The organism is Rhizobium pantanalense (genome assembly GCF_030182525.1).
Classification (GTDB): Bacteria; Pseudomonadota; Alphaproteobacteria; order Rhizobiales; family Rhizobiaceae; genus Rhizobium.
Map to the genome: position 1 here is coordinate 15336 of NZ_JAQJCH010000013.1, position 26825 is coordinate 42160.

Annotated in this window: 22 protein-coding genes and 2 pseudogenes; 7 read left to right on the forward strand and 17 right to left on the reverse strand. The window is 58.6% G+C overall.

The window, feature by feature from the left end:
- Positions 1-305 precede the first annotated feature (305 nt).
- On the forward strand, positions 306-809 hold the full coding sequence (locus PH558_RS28165) for a sigma-70 family RNA polymerase sigma factor (RefSeq protein WP_069615665.1): 504 nt from the start codon (positions 306-308) through the stop codon (positions 807-809).
- Between the two features lie 43 nt (positions 810-852).
- On the opposite strand, the gene PH558_RS28170 is transcribed toward PH558_RS28165, so the two are convergent.
- Positions 853-1245 carry a response regulator gene (locus PH558_RS28170; RefSeq protein WP_113407298.1) on the reverse strand — a complete coding sequence of 131 codons (393 nt, stop codon included), beginning with the start codon at positions 1243-1245 and terminating at the stop codon, positions 853-855.
- A 323-nt stretch (positions 1246-1568) separates the two neighbouring features.
- Here PH558_RS28170 and PH558_RS28175 point away from each other — a divergent pair, with 323 nt between their 5' ends.
- On the forward strand, positions 1569-1814 hold the full coding sequence (locus tag PH558_RS28175; RefSeq protein WP_285207913.1) for a DUF982 domain-containing protein: 246 nt from the start codon (positions 1569-1571) through the stop codon (positions 1812-1814).
- A 233-nt stretch (positions 1815-2047) separates the two neighbouring features.
- Here the strand turns inward: PH558_RS28175 and PH558_RS28180 are convergent.
- Positions 2048-2574, reverse strand: a pseudogene (locus PH558_RS28180) (ferritin-like domain-containing protein).
- A 159-nt stretch (positions 2575-2733) separates the two neighbouring features.
- Here PH558_RS28180 and ku (PH558_RS28185) point away from each other — a divergent pair.
- The gene (gene ku / locus PH558_RS28185) at positions 2734-3540 is read left to right on the forward strand and encodes a non-homologous end joining protein Ku (protein WP_285207840.1); all 807 of its coding nucleotides are present in this window, start codon (positions 2734-2736) and stop codon (positions 3538-3540) included.
- Positions 3541-3578: 38 nt separating this feature from the next.
- On the opposite strand, the gene ligD is transcribed toward ku (PH558_RS28185), so the two are convergent.
- The 4 genes from ligD to PH558_RS28205 all read right to left on the reverse strand — a co-directional run bounded on the left by ligD (position 3579) and on the right by PH558_RS28205 (position 8203).
- Entirely contained in the window at positions 3579-6179 is a 2601-nt protein-coding gene (gene ligD / locus PH558_RS28190) for a DNA ligase D (protein ID WP_285207841.1), read from the reverse strand.
- Positions 6180-6181: 2 nt separating this feature from the next.
- Positions 6182-7069, reverse strand: coding sequence for a non-homologous end joining protein Ku (gene ku / locus PH558_RS28195; protein WP_483314200.1), 888 nt, complete (start codon positions 7067-7069; stop codon positions 6182-6184).
- 320 nt (positions 7070-7389) lie between these two features.
- Complete coding sequence (locus PH558_RS28200; protein ID WP_095437579.1) at positions 7390-7551, reverse strand: DUF1328 domain-containing protein; 162 nt, start codon at positions 7549-7551, stop codon at positions 7390-7392.
- Positions 7552-7621: 70 nt separating this feature from the next.
- Positions 7622-8203: a hypothetical protein gene (locus tag PH558_RS28205; RefSeq protein ID WP_285207842.1), complete on the reverse strand. Its 582-nt coding sequence runs from the start codon at positions 8201-8203 to the stop codon at positions 7622-7624.
- Positions 8204-8383: 180 nt separating this feature from the next.
- Between PH558_RS28205 and PH558_RS28210 the strand changes: the two genes are divergently transcribed.
- A complete protein-coding gene (locus PH558_RS28210) occupies positions 8384-8803 on the forward strand; it encodes a metal-dependent phosphohydrolase (protein WP_285207843.1) in 420 nt (139 codons plus the stop codon).
- 138 nt (positions 8804-8941) lie between these two features.
- Positions 8942-9556, forward strand: coding sequence for a flavodoxin family protein (locus PH558_RS28215; RefSeq protein WP_095437581.1), 615 nt, complete (start codon positions 8942-8944; stop codon positions 9554-9556).
- Between the two features lie 34 nt (positions 9557-9590).
- Here the strand turns inward: PH558_RS28215 and PH558_RS28220 are convergent, their stop codons facing one another.
- Positions 9591-9878 (reverse strand): DUF3175 domain-containing protein, encoded by a 288-nt coding sequence (locus tag PH558_RS28220; RefSeq protein WP_095437582.1) that lies wholly within the window; start codon positions 9876-9878, stop codon positions 9591-9593.
- Positions 9879-10113: 235 nt separating this feature from the next.
- Here PH558_RS28220 and treS point away from each other — a divergent pair.
- Positions 10114-11760: pseudogene (gene treS, locus PH558_RS28225) on the forward strand (maltose alpha-D-glucosyltransferase); the annotation flags it as partial.
- Between the two features lie 163 nt (positions 11761-11923).
- Here the strand turns inward: treS and PH558_RS28230 are convergent.
- The 7 genes from PH558_RS28230 to PH558_RS28260 all read right to left on the reverse strand — a co-directional run bounded on the left by PH558_RS28230 (position 11924) and on the right by PH558_RS28260 (position 21266).
- Positions 11924-13249 (reverse strand): NtaA/DmoA family FMN-dependent monooxygenase, encoded by a 1326-nt coding sequence (locus PH558_RS28230; RefSeq protein WP_285207844.1) that lies wholly within the window; start codon positions 13247-13249, stop codon positions 11924-11926.
- Between the two features lie 58 nt (positions 13250-13307).
- Entirely contained in the window at positions 13308-14975 is a 1668-nt protein-coding gene (locus PH558_RS28235; RefSeq protein WP_483314204.1) for a dipeptide ABC transporter ATP-binding protein, read from the reverse strand.
- Positions 14969-15838 (reverse strand): ABC transporter permease, encoded by an 870-nt coding sequence (locus tag PH558_RS28240; RefSeq protein WP_095437586.1) that lies wholly within the window; start codon positions 15836-15838, stop codon positions 14969-14971. The genes PH558_RS28235 and PH558_RS28240 overlap by 7 nt, the downstream gene beginning before the upstream one ends.
- On the reverse strand, positions 15835-16851 hold the full coding sequence (locus tag PH558_RS28245; RefSeq protein WP_285207846.1) for an ABC transporter permease: 1017 nt from the start codon (positions 16849-16851) through the stop codon (positions 15835-15837). The genes PH558_RS28240 and PH558_RS28245 overlap by 4 nt, the downstream gene beginning before the upstream one ends.
- A gap of 64 nt (positions 16852-16915) precedes the next feature.
- The gene (locus PH558_RS28250) at positions 16916-18538 is read right to left on the reverse strand and encodes an ABC transporter substrate-binding protein (RefSeq protein ID WP_285207847.1); all 1623 of its coding nucleotides are present in this window, start codon (positions 18536-18538) and stop codon (positions 16916-16918) included.
- Positions 18539-18575: 37 nt separating this feature from the next.
- The gene (locus PH558_RS28255) at positions 18576-20213 is read right to left on the reverse strand and encodes an ABC transporter substrate-binding protein (protein ID WP_285207848.1); all 1638 of its coding nucleotides are present in this window, start codon (positions 20211-20213) and stop codon (positions 18576-18578) included.
- Positions 20214-20264: 51 nt separating this feature from the next.
- Positions 20265-21266 carry an LLM class flavin-dependent oxidoreductase gene (locus PH558_RS28260; protein WP_285207849.1) on the reverse strand — a complete coding sequence of 334 codons (1002 nt, stop codon included), beginning with the start codon at positions 21264-21266 and terminating at the stop codon, positions 20265-20267.
- 932 nt (positions 21267-22198) lie between these two features.
- On the opposite strand from PH558_RS28260, the gene PH558_RS28265 reads away from it, so the two are divergent.
- Positions 22199-23194 (forward strand): GntR family transcriptional regulator, encoded by a 996-nt coding sequence (locus PH558_RS28265; protein WP_285207850.1) that lies wholly within the window; start codon positions 22199-22201, stop codon positions 23192-23194.
- Positions 23195-23206: 12 nt separating this feature from the next.
- Here the strand turns inward: PH558_RS28265 and PH558_RS28270 are convergent, their stop codons facing one another.
- From PH558_RS28270 to PH558_RS28280, 3 genes are all read right to left on the reverse strand, one after another.
- Positions 23207-24736 carry a UxaA family hydrolase gene (locus PH558_RS28270; RefSeq protein ID WP_095437592.1) on the reverse strand — a complete coding sequence of 510 codons (1530 nt, stop codon included), beginning with the start codon at positions 24734-24736 and terminating at the stop codon, positions 23207-23209.
- Between the two features lie 101 nt (positions 24737-24837).
- Positions 24838-25569, reverse strand: coding sequence for a response regulator transcription factor (locus tag PH558_RS28275; RefSeq protein ID WP_113228840.1), 732 nt, complete (start codon positions 25567-25569; stop codon positions 24838-24840).
- Positions 25566-26804, reverse strand: a complete 1239-nt coding sequence (locus tag PH558_RS28280; RefSeq protein WP_285207851.1) for a GAF domain-containing sensor histidine kinase — start codon at positions 26802-26804, stop codon at positions 25566-25568. Before PH558_RS28280 ends, PH558_RS28275 begins: the two co-directional genes overlap by 4 nt.
- Between the last annotated feature and the right edge of the window lie 21 nt (positions 26805-26825).

Sequence of the window (26825 nt, forward strand, 5' to 3'; positions counted from 1 at the left end):
ACCCGTCGGCCTCGCTCTCCGCGGCGGCGTCGCTGGGACTGTGACGTTTATTTAGATTCTCATGGAACAAGCTCAAGATGCAGCCGTTCCCCTAGCAGATGCAAGGAACATCGAAGCCTCAAGATCGCAACGAAGCTCCCGAACGCATCGCAAACAGCAAGTCTGCTCAAATCAAGGTCAATGAAGGCATTGTCCGAGGTCCACAGGCCACCGGTGCCGGTCTAGCGTATTGACGGCAGCTGAAACCACGCATTGCGCGGCAATGCTGGAACGGTCGTTGTGCGCGTTCTTCAAGGAGAAAAATTGTGACCGATAGCCCCAGCACTCCCGATCTGCAAAACGAAATAGTGGAGCTTATTCCGGCCCTTCGTGCATTCGCCCGATCGTTTCATAGAAACGCCAGCGATGCCGACGATCTCGTGCAGGAAACTTTGGCGAAAGCGCTGGCCAATCTCAACCAGTTCGATCGAGGCACCCGGCTGAAATCGTGGCTGTTCACGATCATGCGCAATACGTTTTGCACGAAGTTCCGCATTGCCCGGCGCGAGGCTCCCGGAATCAAGAAATGCGTTTCCGGCGCCGGGGTGGCCCCGCCGTCGCAAGAATGGGCGATACGGGCCAAGGAAATGGAGGAGGCCTGCAATCTGCTGCCGGAACCTTACCGTGTCGTGCTCGAATATGTTGTCATAGAGGGGCGCTCCTATGATGCCGCTGCCGAGAAATTCGGCTGTGCGATCGGTACGGTGAAAAGCCGGCTCAGTCGAGCCCGGCAGCAACTGGCCGCCCACCTTGACGAAGACAGGCATTGATTATGCCTGCACTTCTCAACGCATGGAGTGGTAATGCATGGCGTTAGGTATCTTTATCCGGTATGCCGAACAGTGCCTTGGCAATATGATCGAGGGCGGCTGGCCTTTCGGATAGCACAAAACCCGCAAAGTTCGTGTCTGCATCGATTGGCTCTCCACCAAGAGCGAAGAGATAGGGAAGCTTTTGCCTGCCGAGCCGTTCGACCAGGGGAAATACCTGGTCCGCCTCGAGATTCAGGTCGAGTATCGCCGCGTCCAAGTCATTCGCCTCGATGAGATCGGACGCATGTTCGAGATCATGGACCGGACTAACTATAATCGCTCCAAGCTCGCACAGTTTTTGGCGCACCTCGTCGGTCAGAAAGTAACCGCTCTCTGCCACCAGGAGCCGCTTTCCCGAAAACATTTGGCTATAGAGGGGCGCTAAACCTTCCATTTCTCGATCCGGGTTGGTTCTTGCTTACAGGCGCTGGCGCGTGAACCGAACTGAACCACGGTTCTTATACACGGCAGCCGGCTTTATGCGCTCGTCAAAGGAGGGCTTTCGGTGAGCGTCACATGGTTTGAGAGAAAATTTTTACCCTTGATCACGAACAAATGCGGCCGGCAAAGGTTTCCGGACTTGATGCGATAGAGAGAAAATAGCCGAACAGGCTCGGCTTCGGGAACAAGCGGCCGCGCATATGGTTCGAACACAGGGAAGGGGCATCCACGACATGGGAGGATTGGATGCAGAATGTGATTGATGTGGAATTCAAAATGCTTTGGACCGCACCAGTCTACCTTGCGACCAGCAGTCGAGACGGCTGTCTGATCCAGGGGCCGGAAGACGCGATCCATTTCCTGTCACGAAGATGGCCTTGCGAACGAAGCAGTTCCTATGCGCATGCGACGGAAAAATGCGTTGCGGCGGTTTCGCACAAGATTCCCGTCGAGGCGTCGCGAGCAGCTTTCGTGATTGCCTGCCTCGACGCGCACCTGATGACGGGAAGCAGGTCGTCATGAAGGCCGGTGACGATGATGCGATTCCAGAAATAGCGCCTATGAGTTCGGCCGCAAAGCCTTTGCCAAGGGAGCGAGCGGCGGCGACAAGCTTTTCCGCAAGGTGAGCAACGCTGCGATTGAGGCGTATGGCTTCATGGATGCGCAAAAGATCCGTCGCGGACAGCATAAGCCAGGCCATCGGCCAAACTGATCATCCGTAATTGCTCCCCGTGCCGGACATAAGCAGATTACCCTTACCTTGCGAGGCGCCCATCTCCTTCCCACATCAGCAGAAACTTCCGCGTGATCTGCGGCAGATGATCGTCAAGCCATTTGGCCATCGCCTGCTCTTCGGCCAAGCTCTGCCGCAGAGCATGTTTCGCTTCATCGAAGTTTCCGGCATCGGCTATCGTCAGCAGTGATTTATATGCCGCAATTTCATAGTTTTCGAATGCGAAATCGGTGAGGGCGTCTTTCAGCACTTCATCGCTTACGCTTGCATGGCTCATGACAGTCGTCGGGCTGGTGAACGAAAGGATCATATCCTTGAGGTTGAGATAATCCTCATCCAAATCCTCAAGGATACGTGCGAGCCGCCTGATTTGATCCTCCGTTTCGCCGATGTGCTGTTCAAGTTTTGCCGCACTTCCGGATAATTTTCCAAGCGTGACGGTTGTGGTCTTGTTATCCCCAAAGCCTGGTTTTCCATCGCATAGGCGTTTCGAAGGCCGATGACGAACATGTCGTGGATCTCTGTCTCTGCCATGATTGCATCCTCCATTAGCCGCTCGTTCTCAAACTAGGGCGAATCGGCGTTGTTCCCGCCGCTTCTGTTGTCCTGACGAATACCGGAGGATCGGCAGCATGCGTTGAGTGCGAAATGGATGGTCGGGAACCATGCCTGCCAAAGACCGTTCCCCTTCCTGGTGGAGGAAAACTCATGGCGCCAAGATCATTCTGGAAAGGCTATCTCAAGCTGTCGCTCGTGACATGTCCGGTCGCCATGGCTCCGGCGACCACCGTTAACGAGAAAGTTCGCTTCCACACGCTGAACAGAAAGACGGGCAACCGCATCGTCAGCCAATATGTCGATTCCGTCACGGGCAAAGCGGTCGATGAAGACGATGAGGTCAAGGGATATGAGCGCGGCGAGAATGACTATGTCATGCTTGAGGATGAAGAGCTCGATGCCGTCGCTCTTGAAAGTACCAGAACGATCGATATCGAGATGTTCGTACCGCGCGACAGCATTGAATGGATCTGGTTCGATACGCCGCATTATCTGACGCCGAACGATGCGGTCGGCGAGGAAGCCTACAGCGTCATTCGTGATGCGATGGCTGCAAGCCGCATGGTCGGCATATCCCGGCTCGTCATGTATCGCCGTGAGCGTGCCGTCATGCTGGAACCGCGAGACAAAGGGATCGTCCTGTGGACCTTGCGATTTGGTGATGAGGTCCGGGATGAAAGGGATTACTTCGAAGATATCCATGCAAAATCGGTCGACACCAAACTGATGAAGCTCGTGGGAGAGCTGATAGACGAGCGAACGAAATCATGGGATCCCGGCATGGTTTCGGATCCCGTCCAGGACAAGCTTCTCGATATCATCGCCGCCAAGAAGAAGGGTCGCAAGCGCCCCGTAAGGGCAAAGCCCGAAGAGGTACCTGCCGCGGGCAATGTCATCAGCATCATGGATGCGCTTCGAAAGAGCCTTTCGCGGGAGAAGGGTGCCAAGAGAAGATAATCCGCATCATGCGGTTTCCGCCGCTAAGACGGAGCCCGTCATGAGCCGCGCCTGCACTTCGCGTCGGGCTGATGTAATGGTTCTGCGGCTTTCCTGAACTCGGCCCAGGGATCGGAGCGAAGCGCGGCAAGCCGCGTCGGCACGTTGAGCACGGTGAAATAGTCGGGACCGATGGCAGGGCTCAATTCCTCCCAGGACAAAGGCATGGAGACGGCAGCTCCCGGACGAGCACGGGTCGAATAGGGAGCAACCGCAGTCGAGCCGCGCTGGTTTCGCAAATAGTCGATCAGGATCTTGCCGCGACGTTTCGATTTGGTAATGGTCGAAACATAGCGGCCGGGGCTGTCAGCGGCCATGGCGTCGGCGATGCCCTTGGTAAAGGCTTTCACGGCAGGCCATTCGGCTTTGGCGACCAAGGGGCAGACGATGTGCAGCCCTTTGCCGCCGGATGTCTTGACGAAGGGAACCAGGCCCGCCCGTTTCAGCCGTTCGCCCGTCTCTTCCGCGGCCGCGATAACGTCTGTCCATGCGACATTCGGACCAGGATCGAGATCCATGATGATCATGTCAGGCTTTTCCCAATCGGCGACCATCGATCCCCACGGATGGATTTCGAGGACAGCGGCCTGTACGAGGCCGATCAGGCCGTTCAGGTCATTGATGCTCACATATGGCTCCTCGCCATGCGGGTCCTTTGCCAATGCGATGTTCCGGTTCATGCCCTTCCAGGCGTGCTTCTGGAAGAAATGCTGACCGCCGATCCCGTTCGGGCAGCGCACGAGTGCAAGCGGCCGGCCGACGACAAAAGGTCCCATGTAGCGCCAGACTTCAGTGTAGTAATCTGCAAGTCCGGCCTTTGTAACGCCCTCGTCCGGCCAATAGAGACGATCGCCATGGGTCAGGGAGATACTGGTTCGCGACTGGTTTTCAGTCGACGTCTTGGCGGCTGATTTCGGTGTTTCGCGAACGATGTCGAGAGGGTTCTTGTCCTCTCTCAAGCCACGGAAGGAAGCATGACGTAGATGGCCATCAGCCGTCCAGGCCCGGAATTCGACTTCCGCTACCAGGTCGGGCCGTATGAAGCGCACGCCGCGATGTTCCTCTGCCGTCAGTCTGGATGCGAAAGGGCTTTCCTCCGCTTTCAGGCGGGCGAGCCTTTTGAAGAGCTGCTCGGCGACAGTGTGCGTGTATCCGGTTCCGACGCGGCCGACATGCTGTAGCTTGCCATGCTCGTAGACGCCGAGAACCAGCGAGCCGATCGCGTTTCTCGATGTCGTCGACGGCACCCAGCCGCCGATGACGAATTCCTGTCGTGATGAACATTTCGATTTGACCCAGCTCTTGCCGCGGCCGGAGCGATAGGGATCGCTGGCTATCTTGGAGACGATCCCTTCCAGGCTCAACCGGCAGGCATGGCTCAGCAGCAGATCGCCATTTTCGTCAAAATGGCTGCTGAAGCGGAGGATCCCGGTTTCGGACGGAATGATCTTCTGCAGCAAGTCCTTGCGACTGACCAGGGGGCAGGCCGTTAGATCATAGCCATCGAGGTAGATGAGATCGAATGCGTAGAAGACGAAACGGTCGCTGCGCCCCTCGCTGAGATCGGCCTGCAGGGCGGAAAAATCCGAGGCGCCGGCGGCCGGCTCGACGACCAGTTCGCCATCGATGATGGCTGTGCCGACGGGGAGATCCTTGAAGGCGCTGACGATCTCCTTGCCGAATTTCTGGGTCCAGTCGAGGCCGCTGCGCGTCAGCAGCTTGACGCGGCCTGCCTCGATGCGGACCTCAAGCCGATAGCCGTCGAATTTGATCTCGTGAAGCCAGCGCTTGCCCGTGGGCGGCTTGGATACCAGCGTCGCCAGGGCGGGTTCGACAAATGCCGGCAGAGCAGCCTTCCTGACGCCCTTCAAGGCGGATGGCTCAACGGGCTTCGCATCGGCTTCCCGCTCAGGCGCAACTCTGCTCGGCTTCTTTTTATTCCTGCCCTTGTCGTTGAAGCTTTCGTCCTTGGCTCGGGCTATCCTGCGATCAATCTTGCCGGTTTTTGACGACCAGCCCGGCTTTTCGCCGGCAACCTCATCGATAACCCGTCCCGTCTTTGCCGATTCCGGTCGTTCCTCGAGGATATCGGGCGCACCCTCCGGACGGGCCGCATCGTCCTCTCCTTTGATCAACAACCAGTTTTCCCGCTTCTCACGCGGCTTTCCGGCCATGCGGATGAGGTGCCACCGGCCGCCGAGTTTTTTTCCGTGAAGCTCGAATTCGAGATGTCCCTTTGCCAAGCCCTTGTGGGGGTCGCCAAGCGGCGTCCACGAACCCTTGTCCCAGACGATGACGGTGCCGCCGCCATATTCGCCCTTCGGGATCGTGCCTTCGAAGCCGCCATATTCCAAGGGATGATCTTCGGTCTGTACCGCCAGCCGCTTCTCGCCGGCCACCAGACTTGGCCCCCTGGTCACCGCCCAGCTCTTCAGCACGCCATCCAATTCGAGGCGAAAATCATAGTGGAGCCGGCGCGCGTCGTGCTTCTGGATGACGAAGCTGTTGCCGGCTGATGCGGCCTTGTTCCTGCTCGCGCGGCCCTTTGGTTCCGATGTTCTGGTGAAATCGCGTTTGCGGTTATAGAGCTCCAGCGCCATGATCAGCTCGCCTTGCGTTGTGTCCGCGAGGAGGAGGCGGTACGGGATTTTGCCGCCTTGCCGGATGTCGCCCCAGATTTCTTGCCAGAGTGTTTGGCGCCTGCCTTGGCTTGGCCAGCCATGCCGGCGCTCTGGCGCAGAGCCTCCATAAGATCAGTAACCTTGGCGACTTTCGCCGGCTTGCGTTGCGGGATCTTTTTGCCTTCAATCTTGGCTTTTACCAGTTCGGCGAGCGCGGCCTCGTAGCGGTCGTCGAATTCACTGGCATCGAAACTGCCTTTCTTGGTGGAGATGATATGTCTGGCGAGATCGAGCATTTCGCCCTTGATCTTCATATCGGGCACATCCTCGAAAGCTTCCTGTGCCGAGCGAACCTCATAATCGAAATTCAATGTCGTGGCGATCAGCCCCGCGCCATGGGCGCGGATCATCAGTGTCCGAAGGCGGCGAAACAGAACGGTGCGGGCAATAGCGGCAACCTGCTTCTTGCGCATTCCTTCGCGGATTAGCGCGAACGCCTCTGCGCTCGCCGGAGCGGAAGGGGCTAGATAATAGGGCCGGTCGAAATAGACATCATCGATTTCATCGCATGCTAGAAAGGCTTCTACGTGCAAAACCTTATCGCTTTCCGGCACCGCCGCGGCGACTTCCTCGGGCTCAAGGATGATATAATCATCCTTGTTGACTTCGTAACCCTTAACCTGATCCTCGCGCGGCACCGGCTTTTCGCTCGCACTATCGATGAATTCGCGCCTGACCCGGTTGCCGGTCGCCCGGTTCAGCGTATGAAAGGAAATTCGTTCCGAGGTGGAAACTGCCGTATAGAGCGCGACCGGACAGCTGACCTCCCCGAATTTGAGATATCCTTTCCATTGCGCGCGCGGGCTCATGGGGATGCTCCATTTTCACGATGATATTCAACGATGCCGAAACGCCATTGTTCCGCGGTTTCGGATTTCGCTGCTGCCCTGACCGGCCTGCTTTCCCGATATTGGCCCGATATGGGATTGACGTCATGCGCAACGGTTCCGAGCCTGGCGCCTCGGACCTATTTTCCCAATTGCTTGGCCATCTGCAGATGATGTTCGAGCGTAAGTGTCGTATTCGCGGCCCGTGCTTTGAAAGCAGCTCTGTCTCAGCCAAGCTTCCTGTCAGAGCACGAGACCGGGCTTCCTGGCCTCGACGATCGTATCCTCCTTCGCCTTCCTCCTCAGCGTCTCATCACATTCATGATCAGCGAGACCACGAAGAAGATGAGGAAGATAAAGAACAGGACCTGTGCGATGGACGCAGATGCGCCTGCTATGCCACCGAAGCCGAGGGCACCTGCAATCAAAGCTACGACGAGGAATATCAGTGCATAATAAAGCATTTCGCTCTCCATTGGTTGCTGCAAGGAGAACGGAATTGTGAGTGGTTTGTTCCTGTGGAGGTTGAAAGCGTCACACTGCAGCGGTTGCCTGCCTCGACCAAGCCTGCTCGCCGCCGTTGCCGGGCGGCGGCGGCTCGGCGGCGTCCAGATACATCTTTGCCGGTGCCGTCAGCACAAACCAAAGGCTGGCGCCAAGCAGGAATGAGCTCGCGGCCTCATCACCGGCGGAGACGCAGAAGGGGAAGATGATGGCGGTGAACAAAACGGTCAGGCGTGTCGCCCATTCCGTTTCACGCTTGCGGGTGGCTGTCGCCGCGAGCGCCCGATAGGACCGCATATCGTAAATCCGCCCCACCCGGCCCAGGGCCAACAACCGCAGTGACGGAAGCGAAAGCATCAAGAGCGTGCCGAGCCCGAAAACGTAGATCGGACCGTTTAAAAACAAGCCGCATGCCGACAGAAGGGCAAGTATGACGATGAGGTTCCACAAAGGGGAGAGCTTCTGCGGAGAATGGCCTGTCTGTCTGTGCCATAGGTGCATGACCGCCGATCCGCCGCGCAGCAGTGGTCGATCAATGTAATAATTGAGGAATTCCATGAGGCGCCCTTCTAAACCTGGCGCAGACACATCAGAAAAATCCGGCGTCAGCATGGCAGAATCGCAAATCCGATAGGGCAATTGAGCTTGCTCGATGTTTTTCTATTGCGAGACGGAGGAACTATCCGCGGTCAACAGGGTTCTCTGGCTGTCCACTTGGATTGAGCAGGAAGAGGAGCCGTCTTTCAGCTAATCCTCCAGCACGGGATATCAACGACCCGGAAAGCCCTTACCGTGAAACATCTTGACCAAGCCATCCATATCGCGCTCGAGGCTCACGAAGGGCAGACGGACAAGACTGGACGGCCTTTCTTTGAACATTGCCAACGCGTCGCGCTGCTGGTTTCCGGTGATGAGGCCCGTACGGTTGCATATCTTCATGATGTTGTCGAAAAGGGAAGAGGGTGGACGCTCGATCGCCTGAAAGAAGAGGGCTTCCCGGCAAGGATTCTATCTGCCGTCGATGCCTTGACGCGGCGGCCGGGCGAGCCGGACGAGCAATTCATCCATCGTGCGGCAGCGAATGCGTTGGCTTGGCCCGTCAAGCGGGCCGACCTTGAGGACAATCTTTGGCAAAGCGAGCAGATAGGCAAGGACGCTGCAAAATATCAGCGCGGCTTGGACATCCTGCTCGAAATGGTGGGCCGAAAGTAGGGGTCATCTTCGACAGTATCATGGTTTTCGGGTCCCGCGCCGGCTAAAGTAAGGGATTAAAATCCGCATGCTGAGCTCCTTCGGGAACCATAGTCTTTTTCCCATGTTGGGATCGTTGACTAAACGAGGAGCACGATCATGGTTCTGAAAGCCTTAGCACTGAACGCAACCTTGAAGACCGGCTCCAGCGAAACATCCTCGACGGATCGAATGCTTTCTCTTGTGGGAGAGGCTCTTGCGAAGGAGAAGGTGGAGATGGCGACGATCCGTCTCACCGACCACAATATTCTGCCGGGTGTCAAATCGAACGAGGGTGCGGCGGATGCATGGCCCGGCATCCGCCGGATGATCCTTGCGGCCGACATTCTGATCTTCGGCACCCCAATTTGGATGGGACAGCCGTCGAGCGTGGCAAAACGCGCATTGGAACGTATGGATGCCTTTCTGTCAGAAACGGACGAACAGCATAGGATGGTATCGTATGGTCGCGTCGCCGCCGTGGCAGTCGTCGGCAACGAAGACGGCGCTCATCATGTCTCCGCGGAAATCTATCAGGCCTTGAATGATGTCGGTTTCACGATCCCGGCCAACGCTGTCGTCTATTGGGTAGGGGAGGCAATGGGTAGCACCAATTTCATCGATCTGGAGGCAGTTCCAGACAAGGTCACCAGCACAGTGAACATGCTGGCACGCAATACTGCCCATCTCGCACGACTGTTGAGCGAAAGCCAATATCCCGGCATCGGCAATTGATCTGCCGACGCCAGCCAAAGAAGGATTGCGAGCCTCACGGATCGCGGCCAAAATCCTTGCGGAGTTCGGTTTTTGCCTTCTCCAACGTTGCGCGCCGGGATTTCGAAAGCTGATCGCCCGCGCGATTGATATAGAAGTTCAACATCGACATGGCGGATCTAAACGGACTGGATTTGCGGCGGTCGCTGCTTTCGGCGGATTCTTTAAGTGAATCGGCAATTTTCTTGGCGCTGCGCTCGTTGAATACGCCTTTCTTCAGGTCCATAGCATCACTGGTCTCATTGACGCGCCGTGACCATTTCTTCGATTTAACTTTGGGCATTGCTGCATTCCTCGTTGAAATTCGCGGTGCCGCCAGCAACCCCGAAAGGCTGAGCTTGCCGGCGCTGGAATCCGAACAAGCGAGCTGCCGTCATGTTCCCCGTCATGGAGGCGAACATCGGCATCGGGCTGTAGATTTCCCCTAGGCAATCTTGAAGAGGCGACAGGCAGTATTAGTTTTGTGGCCAGAATCTGTCGCGCCTGACCGAAACAATGGTTGCCGAGGGAGCTGCCGATTGAGCGAAACCGAACGCGAGCTTCGCTATGCATCCTGGCATAAGGATGCCGTCATTTACCAACTCCATGTGAAGTCGTTCTTCGACGCCAATGGAGATGGATTTGGCGATTTCGACGGATTGACGCGCAAACTGGATTACCTGGCATCGCTAGGTGTCAACACGATCTGGCTTTTGCCGTTTTATCCATCTCCCCGCCGTGACGACGGCTATGACGTGCTCGATTATGAAAGCATCAGCCCGGAATTCGGCACGCTCGACGATTTCAGAAGGTTCGTGGAGGCGGCCCATGCCCGCAACATGCATGTCATTACGGAGTTGGTTCTCAACCATACCTCTGATCAGCATCCCTGGTTTCAGCGTGCCCGAGACGCGCCGGCCGGGTCTCCGGAACGGGATTTCTACGTCTGGTCGGAAACGGACGACAAGTTCGCGGAAACGCGCATCATTTTCGTCGACAGCGAGAGATCCAATTGGACCTGGGACCCGGTTGCGAACGCCTATTTCTGGCACCGCTTCTACTCCCATCAGCCGGATCTGAACTATCACAATCCTGCCGTCATCGAAGCGGTTTTGGATATTATGCGCTTCTGGCTCGATCTCGGCGTGGACGGCTTTCGCCTCGATGCCGTTCCGTATCTCGTGGAGCGAGAAAACACCAATAACGAGAATCTTCCTGAAACGCACAGGCTGCTGAAGCACATCAGAAAGACGCTTGAGGCGAGCCACCCCGGCGTCATACTCCTTGCAGAAGCAAACCAATGGCCAGATCAGGCGCGGGATTATTTCGGAACAGGGGACGAATGCCACATGGCCTTCCACTTCCCGCTGATGCCGCGAATATTCACCGCGGTTGCAATGGGAAATTCCCAACCGATCATCACCATGGTGCAGCAGACCGATGGCATCCCTGAGGAATGCCAGTGGGCCATTTTCCTCAGAAACCATGATGAGCTGACCTTGGAAATGGTCACCGAGGCCGAGCGCAATTTTCTTTGGGACACCTATGCTTCCGACGAACGCGCCCGATTGAATCTCGGCATCCGGCGCCGCTTGTCACCGCTCATGGATCAGGACCGGCGTCGCGTCGAGCTTCTCCACATGTTGTTGTTCTCCTTGCCCGGGAGCCCGGTGCTTTACTATGGCGATGAGATCGGCATGGGCGACAATGTCGATTTGGGAGATAGAGATGGTGTTCGCACACCGATGCAATGGTCCAGCGGCAAAAATGCCGGATTTTCGGGCGGCGATCCGAAGACCCTCGCACTGCCGCTCATCGATAATCCCCGTTTCGGCTTCCAGGTGATCAATGTCGCCGCACAGGAGAAGGACCCGCATTCGCTTCTGAACTGGGTCCGTCGCATCCTGGCAATCCGATCGGCGCATCAAGCCTTCGCAAGGGGCGCGATTTGCTTTGTGAGTACGGAAAACCCGGCCGTCATCGCATATGTTAGAGAATATGACGGTGAATGTGTTCTCTGCGTCGCGAACCTGTCAAATATCGCTCAGGCTGCCATGCTCGACTTACATCCATATTCAGGCAGTCGTCCCAAGGAGCTGTTTGGGAAGACGGCATTTCCGGCTGTGGGCAAGCATCGTTATCCGATTATGTTTCAGCCCTACGGTTACTTCTGGTTTCAGCTGAAGCCCCGATCGAAGTGAGGCTTCCAGCCATCAAAGCACGGTCGGCTCCCCCTTGTTCCCCCATTTGAGAATGCTAGCTCTGGTCGCATGACGATCTTCGATTCATTCGGCGGCGACCGACCCAAAGGCTTACCCCAAGATGTTGCGACCAATGGCCGGGAACGGATCAGGCGCGCCTGGCCGAGTTCAACGCGTCGTCTGCGGCTACATAGGGCGGAAGTTCCAGATTAGAGCGGAAATCGTCTCCGACATAATCGGTGTCGATGATCGACCGCCGCCGCAATTCGGGCAGCAGCCCGTTCACCAGCAGATCCTCCTGATCCGGATTGCCGAAGCCATGCAGGGAGAGAACATCAAGAATGCCGCTCCGATAGCGCTCCTCGATCGCATCGGCAAGCTGCTCCGGCGTGCCGGCAACCGACCAGTGGCCCGTTTCCTGCGCCTGAATGATGAGCTGCCGCAGGGTCAGTCCCTCACGCGCATAGCGGCGGAAGATTTCCACGCGTCCGCGCCGCCGGTTGATGCTGGTGACCTCAGGCAGGAGTGCCTCCGGCAAGGGCTTGTCGAGCGGCAGTTCGGAAAGATCGAGATCGCCGCCGAGCATGTCCGCCAGTTTCAGGCGGCCTTGTTCGTAGTCGATCCGCTCGTGCTTCTCCTTCAGGCGTCTTGCGACATCCGCATCGGAATCGCCGATCACCGAATGGAAGGAATTCATGATGAAGGGGAGGCCGGCTGCGCGCCCGAAGCTTGTCGCGCGACGCCGCAGTTCCGTGGCGAAAGCGATGGCATCCTCGAGCTTGGGCTGCGAGGTATAGACCACCTCGGCATATCGCGCGCCGACGGTGACACCGGCTTCCGACTGGCCCGCCTGAAACTGGACGGGGCGGCCCTGCGGCAAAGGCGGCACGTTCAAGGGACCGTCGACCTGGAAATGCTTGCCGCGATAGTTAATCGGATGGAATTTTGCCGGATCGATCCCGATTGCACCAGACGCCTTGCGTTCGGCGGCATTGCGTTCATTGGCATCATAAAGCGCATTGACGATTTCGATGAATTCAGCAGCCCGCTCATAGCGTTCCTCCGGGCTTGGTAACGTCTCGCCGAAATTCTCTTCGCCGACAGAGGAGGTCACGGCATTCCAGCCGGCGCGCCCGCCGCTTGCATGGTCGAGCGTGCCGATCTGGCGAGCCAGATTGTAGGGATAGTGAAAGGTGGTGGAGACGGTGGCGATCAGACCGATGTGTGAGGTCACCTGGCTCAAGGCGGCAAGAGCGATGATCGGCTCCTGAATGCCGGCGGTTCCGGCAAGTCCCGCCGGGTCGATATGGAGCAGATCGGCCGTGAACAGCCCGGTGATCTTTTCCGCTTCCGCCTTACGGGCGAGCTCGACGGCACGCTTGATGCCGGTGACGGGGCTTGTGTCGTTTCCGGCGGAAATGACGCTGCTCGCTCCGGTGAATGTCTTCAGGCGTCGGGGACGATTGTGGGTCATCGCGAATTTCCTTGATCGTTTGAAATTCCGGCCTCGGCCGGTGTTGGAATTGTGCTTTTCAGGGCAGGGCCGGAACCGCTTCCAAAAGCGTGCGAGTGTAGCTGTGATGTGGTTTGGTGAAGACATCCTCCACCGCGCCCGCTTCGACGATGCGTCCCTCTTTCATCACGAGAACGCGGTCCGTCAGGTGATGGATGACGCCGAGATCGTGGGAGATGAAGAGGAGTGAGGTTCCGGATGCGGCCTGAAGTTCGGCCAGAAGATCGAGCACCTGCGCCTGCACCGATACGTCGAGCGCACTGACCGGCTCGTCGGCCACGAGAAGACGCGGGCGCGGCGCAAAGGCGCGTGCGATGGCGACGCGCTGACGTTGGCCGCCGGAAAGCTCGCGTGGATAGCGCTTCAGGAACGCCTCGCTCAGACGAACCGCGTCGAGCACCTCAAGCACGCGTTCGCGGCGCGCGGCGCCGAAGATGCCGGCACTATCGAGGCTTTCGCCGATGATCTTCTCGACCGTATAGCGCGGATCGAAGGAACTGAGCGCATCCTGTGCGATGAGCTGCATGCTGGAGCGCCTGGCGCGGCGCGCGGCCTCGGTGACATTGCTCCAGCCGCCGCCGTCAAGACGAACCGATCCATGATCCGGTTCGACAAGGCCAAGAACGATCTTCGCGACCGTTGTCTTGCCGGAACCGGATTCACCGACGATGCCGAGGGCTTCGCCGGCTGCGAGGTCGAAGGAGACGTCGTTGACGGCGAAGATGCCGTCCGATCCGCCATAGCGTTTGACGAGATTGCGGGCTGACAGAATGTGGTGGTGGCGATCGATTGCTTTTGCAGGCAAGGGGACGCGTTGCCATGCATTGGGTCTCGGGGCGGCTTGCACCAGCTCGCTCTCCGCCTGTGTGACGGATGCTGGCGATAACCGGAACCCCTTAGAGGCGGCCGAAGGCACGGCATCCAGCAATTGCCGTGTATAGGGATGGCGAGGGCTCTTCAGTATCTGTTCCGTCGAACCCTCTTCGACAATCCGGCCGTCGTTCATGACAAGCACGCGATCGGCAAGATGGGAGACGACGGCCAGATCATGACTGATCAGGAGCAGCGTATGGCCGGCCTTGCGTCGTTCGAGCAGCAGGTCGAGGATCTGCTTTTGAACCGTCGCATCCAGCGCCGTCGTCGGCTCGTCGGCAATCAGCAGTGAAGGCCCGCGTGCTATTGCCGTGGCGATAAGAGTGCGCTGGCGCAAGCCGCCCGAAAGCTGGTGCGGGTATTGCGGCAGCCGCCGATCCGGATCGGGGATGCCGACCGACTGCAGCAGCAGGCGGCTGTCTTCGCGCCGATCGGGCCGGCGAAAGAGACCGCGCCCGCCGAAGGCGTCGGACAGTTGCTGCGAAATCCGCCTCAGCGGGTCGAGGGAGACAAGGGCATCCTGAAGAACGAAGCCGATTTTTTCGCCGCGAAGGCGCTGCCATTGCCTTTCATCGAAGTCGCGAACATCGTTTCCGTCGACATCGAAACGGTCGGCGCCGACAACAGCATCCGGCCCGGCCAAGCCGATGATCGAGCGCGCCGTCACCGATTTACCGGAGCCGGATTCTCCGACAAGCGCGACGGCTTCGCCCTTGTCGATCCTCAGATCGAAGCCGTGGACCACCCTGTTGTCGCGGCCATCCCGCGGAAAGCCGATCGTCAGATTGCGGATGTCGAGCACCGGTGTCACGATGGCCTCCTGCCTTCAAATGCAAGTTGCCAGCGTCTTCCAAGCACACTTATGGAGATGACCGTCAGCGTGATGGCGAGACCTGGCCAGACGCCGATCCACCACGCCACGCGAAGATAATTGCGTGCCTCGGCCAGCATTGCTCCCCATTCCGGGGCGGGTGGCTGCGGACCCATGCCGAGAAAGCTCAGGCCTGCGGCCTGTATGATCGTGGTCCCGAGACCGATCGTCGCCAGGATAGGCACTTGGGCGAGCGCATGCGGCAGGATATGGCGGGCCACCAGCACGCTGCGTCTCAGCCCGAATGTTCTTGCCTGCTCCACGTAACCACTTTTGGCGATCACGAAGGTCTGCGCGCGCACGACCCTCGCAAAGCGCGGCACGGAGGCAAGGCCGAGCGCGAAGATGAGGTTGACCGTGCCGGGTCCTGTAAAGGAGATCAGCACGAGAGCCAAAAGCAGGTCCGGAAACGACGAAATTACATCCAGAAAGCGCGAGATGGCCTCATCGACGAGACCGCGGGCAAGGCCCGACAGAAGCCCGAGAAAGGCTCCGACGATCGCCGCGATGGCGACGGCGCTGACGCCGATGAGGATGGAGTAACGCGCGCCGTAAACAACCCGCGAGAAGACATCTCTGCCGAGATGATCCGTGCCGAACCAATGTTGCGTCGACGGCGGCAGCTGTGCCTGCAAGGGATCGGCTGCGATCGGATTGGCAGTGGTCAGAACTTGTGGCCAGATGGTTGCGATCGCCACCAGCAGCAGGAAAATCGCCGAAAGGGTAAACCCGGGATTTGCGACGCGCCAATAAAGTCGTTGTTGGCGCTGATCGGTTTCCTGTTCGGGAGAAGAGGAGATGCTCAATGGCCGACCTCCGCACTCTGATTGCGCAGGCGGGGATCGAGCAGAAGGTAAAGCACGTCGACCAGCGTGCTGAGGATGACGTAGATGAAGGCCGACAGGATGGCGACGGCGAGCACCACGGGCAGGTCATGCGTCAGCACGGCGTCGACTGTAATCCGCCCAAGCCCGGGCCTGCCAAACACCGCTTCGGTGATGACGGCGCCGGACAGCAGATTACCGACAAGCCAACCGGCGAGCGTCACGGCGGGAAGTGCGGCGTGCCGCAAGCCGTGACGCAGCCTCAGCACGAAGTCATTGGCGCCCCAGCTCTTGACCGTCAGCATGAAGGGTTCTTCCAGGGCCTGTTCGAGCCCTTGGCGCAGCACTTGTCCGATGACGGCGCCGAGCGAAAGGCCAAGCGAGAGCGCCGGCAGGACCAGCGCCGAAAACGTCCGGTCACCGGCCACCGGAAAGATCTTCAGCGTGAATGAAAAGACGAATAGCAATAGGATGCCGAGCCAGAAGGACGGCGTCGAGATGAGGATCAGTTCAAGACTGCCCGCGATGCTGCGGGGCAAGCGCTTGCCGGCTGTGAGCAGAGCGCTGGCAACGGCGAAGACGACGGCAACGACGAGAGCGGCTGCAGTAAGCTTCAATGTCGGCAGCATCTGCGATAAAACGAGGCCGGAAACATCCGTCTGCAGGATATAGGACCGTCCGAAATCGCCGTGCAGAACCCGCAGGAGATAGGTCAGGTATTGCGCCAGCAACGGCTTGTCCAAGCCCCATTCGAGGCGGATGGCCGCTTCTACCTCCGGCGTGCGCAATTGCTCGCCGATCAACAGGCTGACAATATCGCCGGGCGCCAGATGGATGCTGATGAAGCTCAGCGTCACCGCTGCCCATAGGACCGCAATGGCTGATCCAATCCGCACTAGAATCTGCGATGTCAGGCTGTTGCGCTTCAGCCGGCGCCTGCGCGAAAACCAGGCCGAAGGGCTCTGCTCGAAAGCCGTCGTATTGTCAGCACTCATGCTCGGTCACTCCTCCACCGCCCCGACGGCTCGCGTTGTCGGGGATATGTGTTGACGGTACGGTTCATTCGCTGCGCCAGATATCGTAGGCGCTCTCCGGCAATTGCTTGAAGGGCCGGAAGCTGATGCCCTTCACATAGCTTGCAGCCGCCACCTGGTCCTCGGGCTCGTAGAGCGGCAGGGCATAGGCCTGGTCGAGAATGGCGAAGCGCTGCAGCTTCGAATAGAGATCGAAGCGCTTCTTCTGGTCCAGCGTCGAAGCGGCCTCGTTCAGCCATTGCGACAGTTCGGGTGCGAAGGCGCGGCTGTAATTGATGCTGCCGCCCTTATCGAGCGGCAGATAGTGATACTCGATGTCGATCGCATCCGTCGGCGTATTGGAATTAGCGATCGAGCCGAACTGACCGGTCTTGCGCCGATCGGTATAGGTGCCGGCATCCACGAAGACGATCTTGAGGTCGATGCCGGCATTCTGGCGTGCCTGTGCCTGCAGGGCCTGCAGCAGGACGTCACGCTGATCGCGCACCGTCGCCTGAGCCTGGATGACCTCGATGGTCAGCCGCTTGCCGTCCTTCGTCCTGAAGCCATCGGCGTCCCGCGCGTTCCAGCCAGCCTCGTCAAGGAGCGCATTTGCCGCTTTGGGATCGGGTTTATATGCCGCCTCGATGCTCTTGTCGTAGAATTGCGGATCGATCGGCGATGTGATGCCCCATGCGCGGGTGCGTTCTCCGCGATAGACGGCTTTCAGCACCGCATCGACGTCGATCGCTGATATCAGAGCCTTGCGCACCTTGAGATCCTGGGTCGGTCCCCAGGTGACATTGAGGAACAGCGAATAGGGCGTGCCGGTATTGAGGGCCGTCTGATAGCTGAAGTCCGAATTGTCCTTGAAAAGGCTGGCATCGTTGCCGGCGATCCCTTCGATCACGTCGACCTGGCCGGAGGTGAGTGCCCCGGTCCGAACGGAAGATTCGGACAGGAAGCGGTAGGTCACCTCGTCCAGATAGGCCGGACCATTATGAGCCGACGTCTTGGGTGCCCAGTTATAGGCTGGATTCTTGACGAACTGAATGTCCTGTCCCTTGGCATAGCGCTTCAGGACGAAGGGACCAGTTCCCGCGATCTCCGGTCCGCCGGATTTCAGCTGCGTCGAATTGAAGGCCGCGGGCGAAAGGATTTCCAGGCTCGCGGCATAATCGAGAAAGGGCGCATAGACCTGGTTCAACGTGAAGGAGACGGTATGGTCGTCCAGTGCCTTTGCTTCGACGATGCGCGAGACCGGGCCGGCGCTCACGCTGCCGCTATAGGCCGCGTCCTTGAGCTTGGTGAAATTGGTGATGACTGCCTGTGCATCAAGCTTCTGCCCGTCGGTGAAGGTGACATTGTCACGAAGCTTGAACGTGTAGGTCTTGCCGTCGTCGGCGATCTTGTATTCGGTTGCAAGCCAGGGAACGTAGCCGCCATCTGCAGTCCGCGCCAGCAGCGACTCATAGGCGTTGCGCAGCAGCAGCTTGGTCTTGTCCTGCCCGTTGAGCTGCGGATTGAGCGTGGCCGGTTCCGTCTCGACGCCCCATGTCAGCTTGCCGCCGTTGATCGGCGTGCCGTCCCCAGCCATGCCAAGGCTCGGCAGCGCCCCCGTCACAAGCATGGCTGCCGTCAGGCCAAGAAAATGTCTGCGCATAAGCATTTCCGAGTATCTCCTTGAAATAATCAATAGCCGCCGCTCAGGCTGGTTGATCGAGCCAGATGTCGTAGGCGTTTTCGGGAAGGCGCTTGAAGGGACGGAATCCCGCTCCCTTGACGGCAGCCGTTGCTGCAATCTGATCTTCGGGAACATAGAGCGGCAGGCCGAGCGCCTGCTCGCGGAGTGCGAAACGCTGGAGCGCCGAATAGATATCGAAGCGCTTCTTGACGTCGAGCGTAGAGGCGCCCTCGGCAAGCCAGGCGGATATTTCAGGCGCCACGGTGCGGCTGTAATTGATCGATCCGCCCTTCTCACGCGGCAGATAGTGAAAATAGAGGGTAAGGCCGTTTTCCTGCGTCGTGGTGGAGTTCGGAATGATGCCGTATTGGCCGTCGTTCTGCCTGTTGGCATAGGTTCCGGCGTCGACATAGTGCAAGACGACATCGATGCCGGCATTCTGTCTGGCCTGTGCCTGGACGGCCTCGAGAAGAACGTCGCGCTGGTCCCGCAAGGTCGCCTGCGACTGGACGATCTCGATCGTCAGCCGTTTGCCATCCTTCATCCGGATGCCGTCGCCGTCTTTGCTCGTCCACCCGGCCTCGTCGAGCAATCTGTTGGCAAGCTCGGTATCGAAGCCATAGCTGCCCTCGATACTCTTGTCGTAGAAATCCGTGTCTGCAGGCGTCAGGACACCCCATGCGCGCTTGCGCTCACCACGGTAGACGGACTGAATGATCCGCTCGACATCGATCGCTGCCAGAAAGGCCTTGCGTATCTTGACCTCGCTCGTCGAGGTGTTGGTGACATTCAGGTAAAGCGTATAAGGCGTGCCGGTATTCAGTGCACTTTGATAGGTGAAATCGGGATTGTCGCGGAAAAGTGCTGCGTCATTGCCGGAAATGCCCTCGATGACATGCACCTGGCCGGAGGTGAGTGCGCCGGTTCGAACCGCCGATTCAGGCAGGAAGCGATAGACCACTTCATTGAGATAGGCCGGCCCCTGATGACCGGCATTGCCGGGAGCCCAATTATAGGCCGCGTTTCGAACGAAACGGATTTCCTGACCTTTGACATAGCGATCGAGGATGAAAGGGCCAGTGCCTGCAATGTCAGGCCCGCCTGCCTTCAGCTGCGGTGATGAGAATGATTTCGGTGAGATGATCTCGATGCTGGTCGCGCCATCGAGGAAAGGGGCATAAACATCGTTGAGCTTGAGTACGACCGTATGAGGATCGAGCGCGATTGCCTCGGAAATATGTGAGACGTGGCCGGCACTGATGCTGCCGGAATAGATTGGCTCCCTCAGTTTCTGGAAGTTCGTTACGACGGCTGCAGCGTCGAATTTCTCCCCGTCGCTGAAACTCACGTCATCGCGGAGATTGAAGGTATAGGTCCTGCCATACTCGGATACCGTATAGTCTTTCGCCAGCCAAGGCACATAACCGCCATCCGGGGAGCGGGCGAGAAGGCATTCGTAGGCATTGCGCAGAACCAGTTTCGCCTTGGCCTGGCCGTTCAGATGCGGATTGAGCGTGGTCGGTTCTGTCTCGACGCCCCAGATCAGGGACCCGCCGCGCGCAGGCTTGTCATCCGCCAGCGTTTCAGACGCTTGCAGTCCGGCAGACAGAGACAGAGCAGCAATCGCTGAACTCTTCAGAAAATCTCTTCTGGTTACCACGGCATTCTTTCCCATGTCATTTTGCCGATGTCATCTTGGATCGCCTCCCAATCAGGCCGCAGCGGCCGTGCGCGTGCCGGCCAGCAATTCGATGGTGTTGAGGCGGTGGGCACCTTCGGAGACCGGGCAGTCGATCACAAATTCTTCGATGCCGAATCCCTTGTGGAGGCGCTGCAGCTCCAGATGGACGTCGGCCGGCGTTCCTCGAATGACGCGTGGACTTCTCTCTTCGATCCGATAGTCGGTCGCGCCTGCCTGGCGGACATATTCGAGCGCCTGCTCGCGGCTGCCGACATTGACGCTTTGTCCATCCTTGATTTGCAGGTGGAACCGGCGCGTGTCGCCGACGAGACCCTCGGCAAGCGAGGTCGTTTGCGCTGTGACCACGCTGACCGCAAGCAGTGCAGTCTTGCCACCCGCCTGTCGATAGGCCGACAGCGATTGCGAGATCGCTTCATCGTCACCATGGATGTGGCCCGCATAGACAAAACCCCAGCCGAGACGAGCGGCCAATCTCGCGCTATCGGGGCTCGCGCCGAGCAGGAAGCGGCCGGGCGGCTCGTCGGGTGCTGGAAAAGCGGCAAGGTCCTCTGCCTTGCCTTCCGTGCCCTGTTCGTGCCGCAAGAAGCCATCCAGTTCGGCCAATTGCGCTTCGAACGATGGTTTGCGCGCAGGATCGTATGCTTTCTGAAGAGCCCCGGTCGAAAGCGGAAGCCCGCCCGGGGCCTTGCCGACCCCAAGGTCGACACGTCCCGGCGCTAGCGCCGCCAGTAGGTTGAAGTTCTCGGCAACCTTGTAGGCGCTGTAATGCTGCAGCATCACGCCGCCGGAGCCTATACGGATGCGCCTCGTATGTGCCAGCAGGTAGCCGATCAATACTTCGGGGGAAGAGCTTGCAAGTTTGGGGGAGTTGTGATGCTCGGCAACCCAGAAGCGCCGATAGCCCAATTCTTCAGCTCGTCTGGCAAGCGCCAGGCTGCGCTGCAATGCTTGCGACGCCCGCTCGGCGCCATCAATCGGGCTCTTGTCGAGAAAACTCAGGGCGTAAGACATCTGTCCTCGTGGGTCGTCGGCAATATCAATTGTCTTAATCTATATTTTTAATGGATTATTAGATCGAGCAATGATGTTTCAATCGACGGCTGCACAATGAAAGATCATGCCGTGCGAAGCGCTCCTGAAATTATACGTCCTGAGGCAGCGAAGCATTGGGTGATCGAGAGATGGCAGGGTCGATCGGTGGGTCCCGATGATAGGCTGCCTCTGGATAGGCTTCAGCTATCGGCAGGAGGCATTCCCTTGGCTGATATGTCGGCCATGGGAATTTTCGCCCTTCGGCAAGGATTGGCATTGGATCTGCGGCTACGGAGGCGAGTGAGATGGATTAGCCTAAACATCCCGACGATTCGCGGAACCAAAAGCGCACGCCCGCGTAGATTTAGACGGCGAGCCTTCGTTCGGTTCTGGTGAGGAGCGGAATGCCATGAACCGCTTCAATACCCAGAAAGGGTAATTTGCTTTCCCTCCACGGCGACACGCAGCGTGACTTCGAAAGGAGGACCTGATGTCAAATTATACACCTCTGGTCCTGTTTTTCGTCTCTGCGGGGCTGCTGATATGCATGATCGGTATCGGCTTGGCGTCTCTTATTCAGTGAAAATATCCGGATAACGCCTCTGGATGAGCGAAATCTGGTAATCGAGCCGAAGAAGCTCGAGGGCAACTGAACGATTGAAGCCGAAATCCAGGACATGCCGGGCGCGACTTGCTTTTAGGCGAGTTTCGAGCCCGACCAGCCATATCGGATTTTCGTGAAGGTATCGAAAGCGTGTTATGGATATTTACGTCAGTGGTTCTAAACACGGTGAGGAAGGCAATCGAATTTTCGCTCAGATATCGGAGCCGCTTTGGAATCGTTGCGCTTCTATTGTTAGCGAGATGCTCTCCATAGAAGTTACAGACTCGGACGCGAAACATGGGACGACATGGGCATATCACGGTTAGGGAATGGCGGTTCGCGCAAAACCAGTCTCTATGAGGAGCTCTTCGGGCGGCTGAAGGCCGAGATTCTCGATGGGACGGTGCCCGAGGGCGCAGTGCTGACCGAGGCTGCCCTTGCGGACCTGATAGATAGCAGCCGGGCGCCGGTACGCCAGGCGCTGCAGCTCCTCTTCGAGGATGGATTGATCACACGGTTTGACGGTCGCGGTTTTATTGTCGGCAAGACGGGGACTCTTCCGAAGCGGATCAAACTTGCGGACTATCTTGGCAAATTGTTCGCCGAGGATGACGACAGGCCAATCTTCGCCTGGCAGGCGCTCTATGAAGATGTCGAAAGCATCGTTGTTTATCGCTCCTTCTTCGGCCGTTATCGCATCAATGAAAACGAGCTCGCGCGGCATTTCGGCGTCGGGCGCGGGGTAGCACGCGATGTGCTGCTGAAACTCGAAACGCTTGGCATCACTGAGAAGGACGATAATTTCCGCTGGTCGATCGTACCGCTGGACAGCCAGCGCATTCGCGACCTCTACGAGGTGCGCGAGCAAATCGAGCCGGTGGCGCTCGCAAGCGCCTTGGGCGGACTTTCGAACGAACATGTCGATAGGATGCTTTCACGGCTGGTGCTGGCGCTCGCGGATTACCCCGATGTATCGGCCTCGACCATGTACGAACTGGAACTGGACCTTCATCTGCGCAGCTTGCAGGCTTGCCCGAACAAGGAGTTCCTGAGCATCCTGAAGCGGACGCATTGCATCCTGACCCTCAGCAAGCACATCATCGGCAGCCGCATCAAAAGGCCGGAATACGAGCCCTTCCTGTCCGAGCATATCGGTGTCTTCAAGATGGTACAAAAGCGGGACGAGGAGGGACTTCGCAAAGCCATGCGCGATCACATCAGCAATTCGCAGCCCAATGTGCAGGCGCGTGCCGCTTATATCCGCGACCATTATCAGCCGGACGAATACAGTTTCATCCTCTAATGCGCGGCGGTATCAGGTGATGGCGCCGACCTGCCAGGGGACGAATTCATTGTCGCCATAGTCGAAGGTCTCGCTCAGCGTCTTCTTGCCGGAGGCGACGGCGATGATTTCCTCGAAGATACGTTCGCCCGCCGCCTCGATCGTGTCGTCGCCACTAACGATGTCGCCACAGTTGATGTCCATATCCTCGCGCATATGGTTGTACATCTCGGTATTGGTGGCGATCTTGACGCAGGGTGCCGGCTTGAAGCCGGAGACGGAGCCTCGTCCCGTCGTGAAGCAGATCACATTGCAGCCGCCGGCGACCTGGCCGGTGACGGCAACGGGATCATAGCCGGGCGTGTCCATGAAGACGAAACCGGGTTCATCGACGATCTCCGAATATTCGTAGACGGCCTTCAGCGGCATGGAGCCGCCCTTGGCGACGGCCCCAAGCGACTTCTCGAGGATCGTTGTCAATCCGCCGAGCTTGTTGCCGTAGGAGGGGTTGTTGTTGAGCTCCGCACCGTTGCGGCGGGTATAGTCGCGCCACCAGTCGATCCGGGAGAGCAGCTTTTCGGCGACCGCGGGCGTGACCGCTCTGCGCGTCAGCAGGTGTTCCGCTCCATAGATCTCCGGCGTTTCCGCCAGAACCGAGGTGCCGCCATTTCGCACGAGGAGATCGGAGGCATAGCCGAGCGCCGGATTGGCCGAAATGCCTGAATAGCCATCGGAGCCGCCGCATTCCAGGGCGAGCTTGACGCCCGAAAGCGGCTGGACGGTGCGCGTGGCGGAATTGACCTCCGGCAGCATGTCCTTGATCATCTCCGACGCGGCGGCGATCGTCTTACGGGTGCCGCCGAGATCCTGGATCGTCATGGTGCGCAGCCGGTTTCCTTCCTCCAGCTTGTAATGCTCCAGGATGGGCGCGATCTGATTGGTTTCGCAGCCAAGCCCGATCATCAGGATGCCGCCGAAATTCGGATGCCGCGCATAGCCCTGCAGGGTACGGGCCAGGTAGCGATAGCCCTCCGACTGGGTGTTGATGGCGCAGCCGCCGCCGTGAGTGAGCGCCACCACGCCATCGACATTGTCGAAGCCCTCGAGCCCGCCGGTGCGATTGAAATGTTCGGCGATATATTTCGAGACGGTTGCCGAGCAATTGACCGTCGTGATGATGCCGATGAAATTGCGCGTCCCAACGCCGCCTGCGCCGCGGTCGAAGCCCATGAAGGTCCGACAGTCCTCGCGCGGCAGCATGCCGGTCTCTTCGATATCAACGCTGAACTGATAGGGATGATCGGATTCGATCACCGCCAGGTTCTGCAGATGGACGTGGCCGCCGGCCGGAATGAACTGTGTCGCGACGCCGATCGGCTGGCCGAATTTGCGGATCTCCTGGCCGGCCTGGATGTCGCGAACCGCCACCTTATGGCCACGCGGGATCTGGTCTGCAGCAATCAAGCCGTCGATGCCGGTCGGGCTGCCGGCGCGGATCATCACGCGAGCGACCGCGACATCGTCGATTGAGTTGAGCAGGATGACAGGCGAAACGGCGGACATGGGAAGTTCCGTATGGTTGGATTAATGTCTATTGCTAGCAATAGACAATTATTCGAGGGAGGACGTCAAGCAAGATCGACGTCGGTGGGCGAGGCTTGTTTTCAGTCGCGTGGTTGGCGCGCCAGCCAAGCGGAAAGATCGGCTTCCGCACGTTCGAGCGCGCTGTGGTTGAGCAGTTTTCTTAAGAGCGCCACGGCGACCGCGCGCGCTCTCAGATTGAAACGGCCATCATCATCCTGACCGCCGAGCGGCTGATAGACGCCGAGTTTCACATAGAGTTGCTGCAATCGGTTCTGGACGCTGCGGACCGAAAGATTGCGCCTGTGGGCGATCGCACGATCGGTCAATCCAAGGGCGATATCGATCAGGATCTCATACTCGGCTTCGGTGAAGCCGTTGACATTGCCGAGGCTTTTTTGCTGCATGCCGCGCACTTCGCGGTCGATCACGCATTGGCTCTCGATGAAGATGCTGCGAAGCGCCAGCTTCAGGCGATCGTCCGAAGCCGATTTCAGGACGTATCCGTAGACGGCGCCGGCAGGCACGATGCGCGAAACGCCGCGAACATAGGCCTCGTCCGAATAGTTCGACCAGAAAAGGATGCGCGTTTCCGGTCGCTCCTTCCATATGGTGCGGGCCGCCTCGATGCCATTGCGCTGGCTCATCTGCAGATCCATGACGATATGGGCGGACTTCAAATCGCGCGCCAGCCGTTCGCCCGTATTGCCATTTTCTGCTTCCAGCACGCCATCGCATTCAGGAAGTGCGGCGCGGATCGCTTCATTGAGATAGGAGCGATGGAGCGGATCGTCCTCGATGATCAGAACCTTCATGCGGCAGCTCCTCCGACCGCCGGCGCCTTGGCAGGAAGGCTGACACTGACGATCGTTCCACCGGAGGCAGCTGCGGCCTTGATCGTGAAGCGCGCTGAGATCAGGCGCGCACGCGTCCGCATATTTTCGATACCGCCACCCGATAATCTCCGGGTATTTCCAAGTCCGACACCGTCATCCACGACATCAATGGTGACTGCACTTTCGGCCGCTTTCAGATGAACCGCGATGTTGCCGGCCTGGGCGTGGCGAATGGCGTTGTTGATGGCCTCCTGCGCGATCCGGAACAGGGCAATGGACACCGACTGTTCAAGGCAGTCGATCGCGCCGCCAGTCTCGTCGTTCAGTGTCCAGGTCAAAGTCGCGCCGCTCTCCTGGATAGACCGTTCGAGATGGTTCTCAATCGCCTGCGCGAAGCCGAACAGCTGAAGGACGGAGGGCTTGGCCTCCTCGATGATCTGGCGAAGATCATGCATGCTGTGCTGCAGCCCGCGAAAGAGCGGCTCAAGCGCTTCACCGGTGACATCGGGCTGGCGCGCGAGCCGTTCCAGGCGCCGGGAGAGGCGGGTCAGATCGGCGAGAATCTGGTCGTGCAGGTCCATGCCGATGCGCTGCCGTTCGGCCTCCAGCGCCTCGGTCAGCTTAAGGGCGCCAAGGCGCAAACCCTCTTCGCGAGCGCGGGCCTCGGCTTCGACAATGGCAGATCGTTTCGCCTGGTCGGCGGCGCGGATTGCGAAGAAATGTGGTGCCAGCAGATCGGCAATTACGCGGGCACTTTCGATATCTCGCATAGTGTAGAAGCCGCTCTGGTGGCTGGAGCAGGACAGAGCGCCGATGACATGACCCTGAACTTTAAGTGGCACGTGCAGACGGCTGTGCAGCGATTGATGAAAGATCGGATGCGAGAAAGCTCCCTGAAAATGGAATTGTGGGTCACTCCAGGCATCGTCGGTCAAGAGGTAATCGGTCTCGCCCCACAGAAGCGTGCGGATGGGGCTGTTGCTCACAGGTGCGGGAAAACGGCGACCCCAGTCTGTTTCCAAGCCGCTCTCGTAGGCGGTATGAAATTGCTCGTCCATCAGGATGATGCAGACATCCAGATGGTCATGCGGGATGACATGGCTGATCTCGGCCGCGACCGCCTGGATGACCGAGTGAAAGTCGAGCTGGCCGGCAAGAAGCCTCGATATGTTGAGATAGTGGTCGAAGACCGATTGCGGCGCCAGATCGCGCAAGATACGCCCTCCCAGGCAATG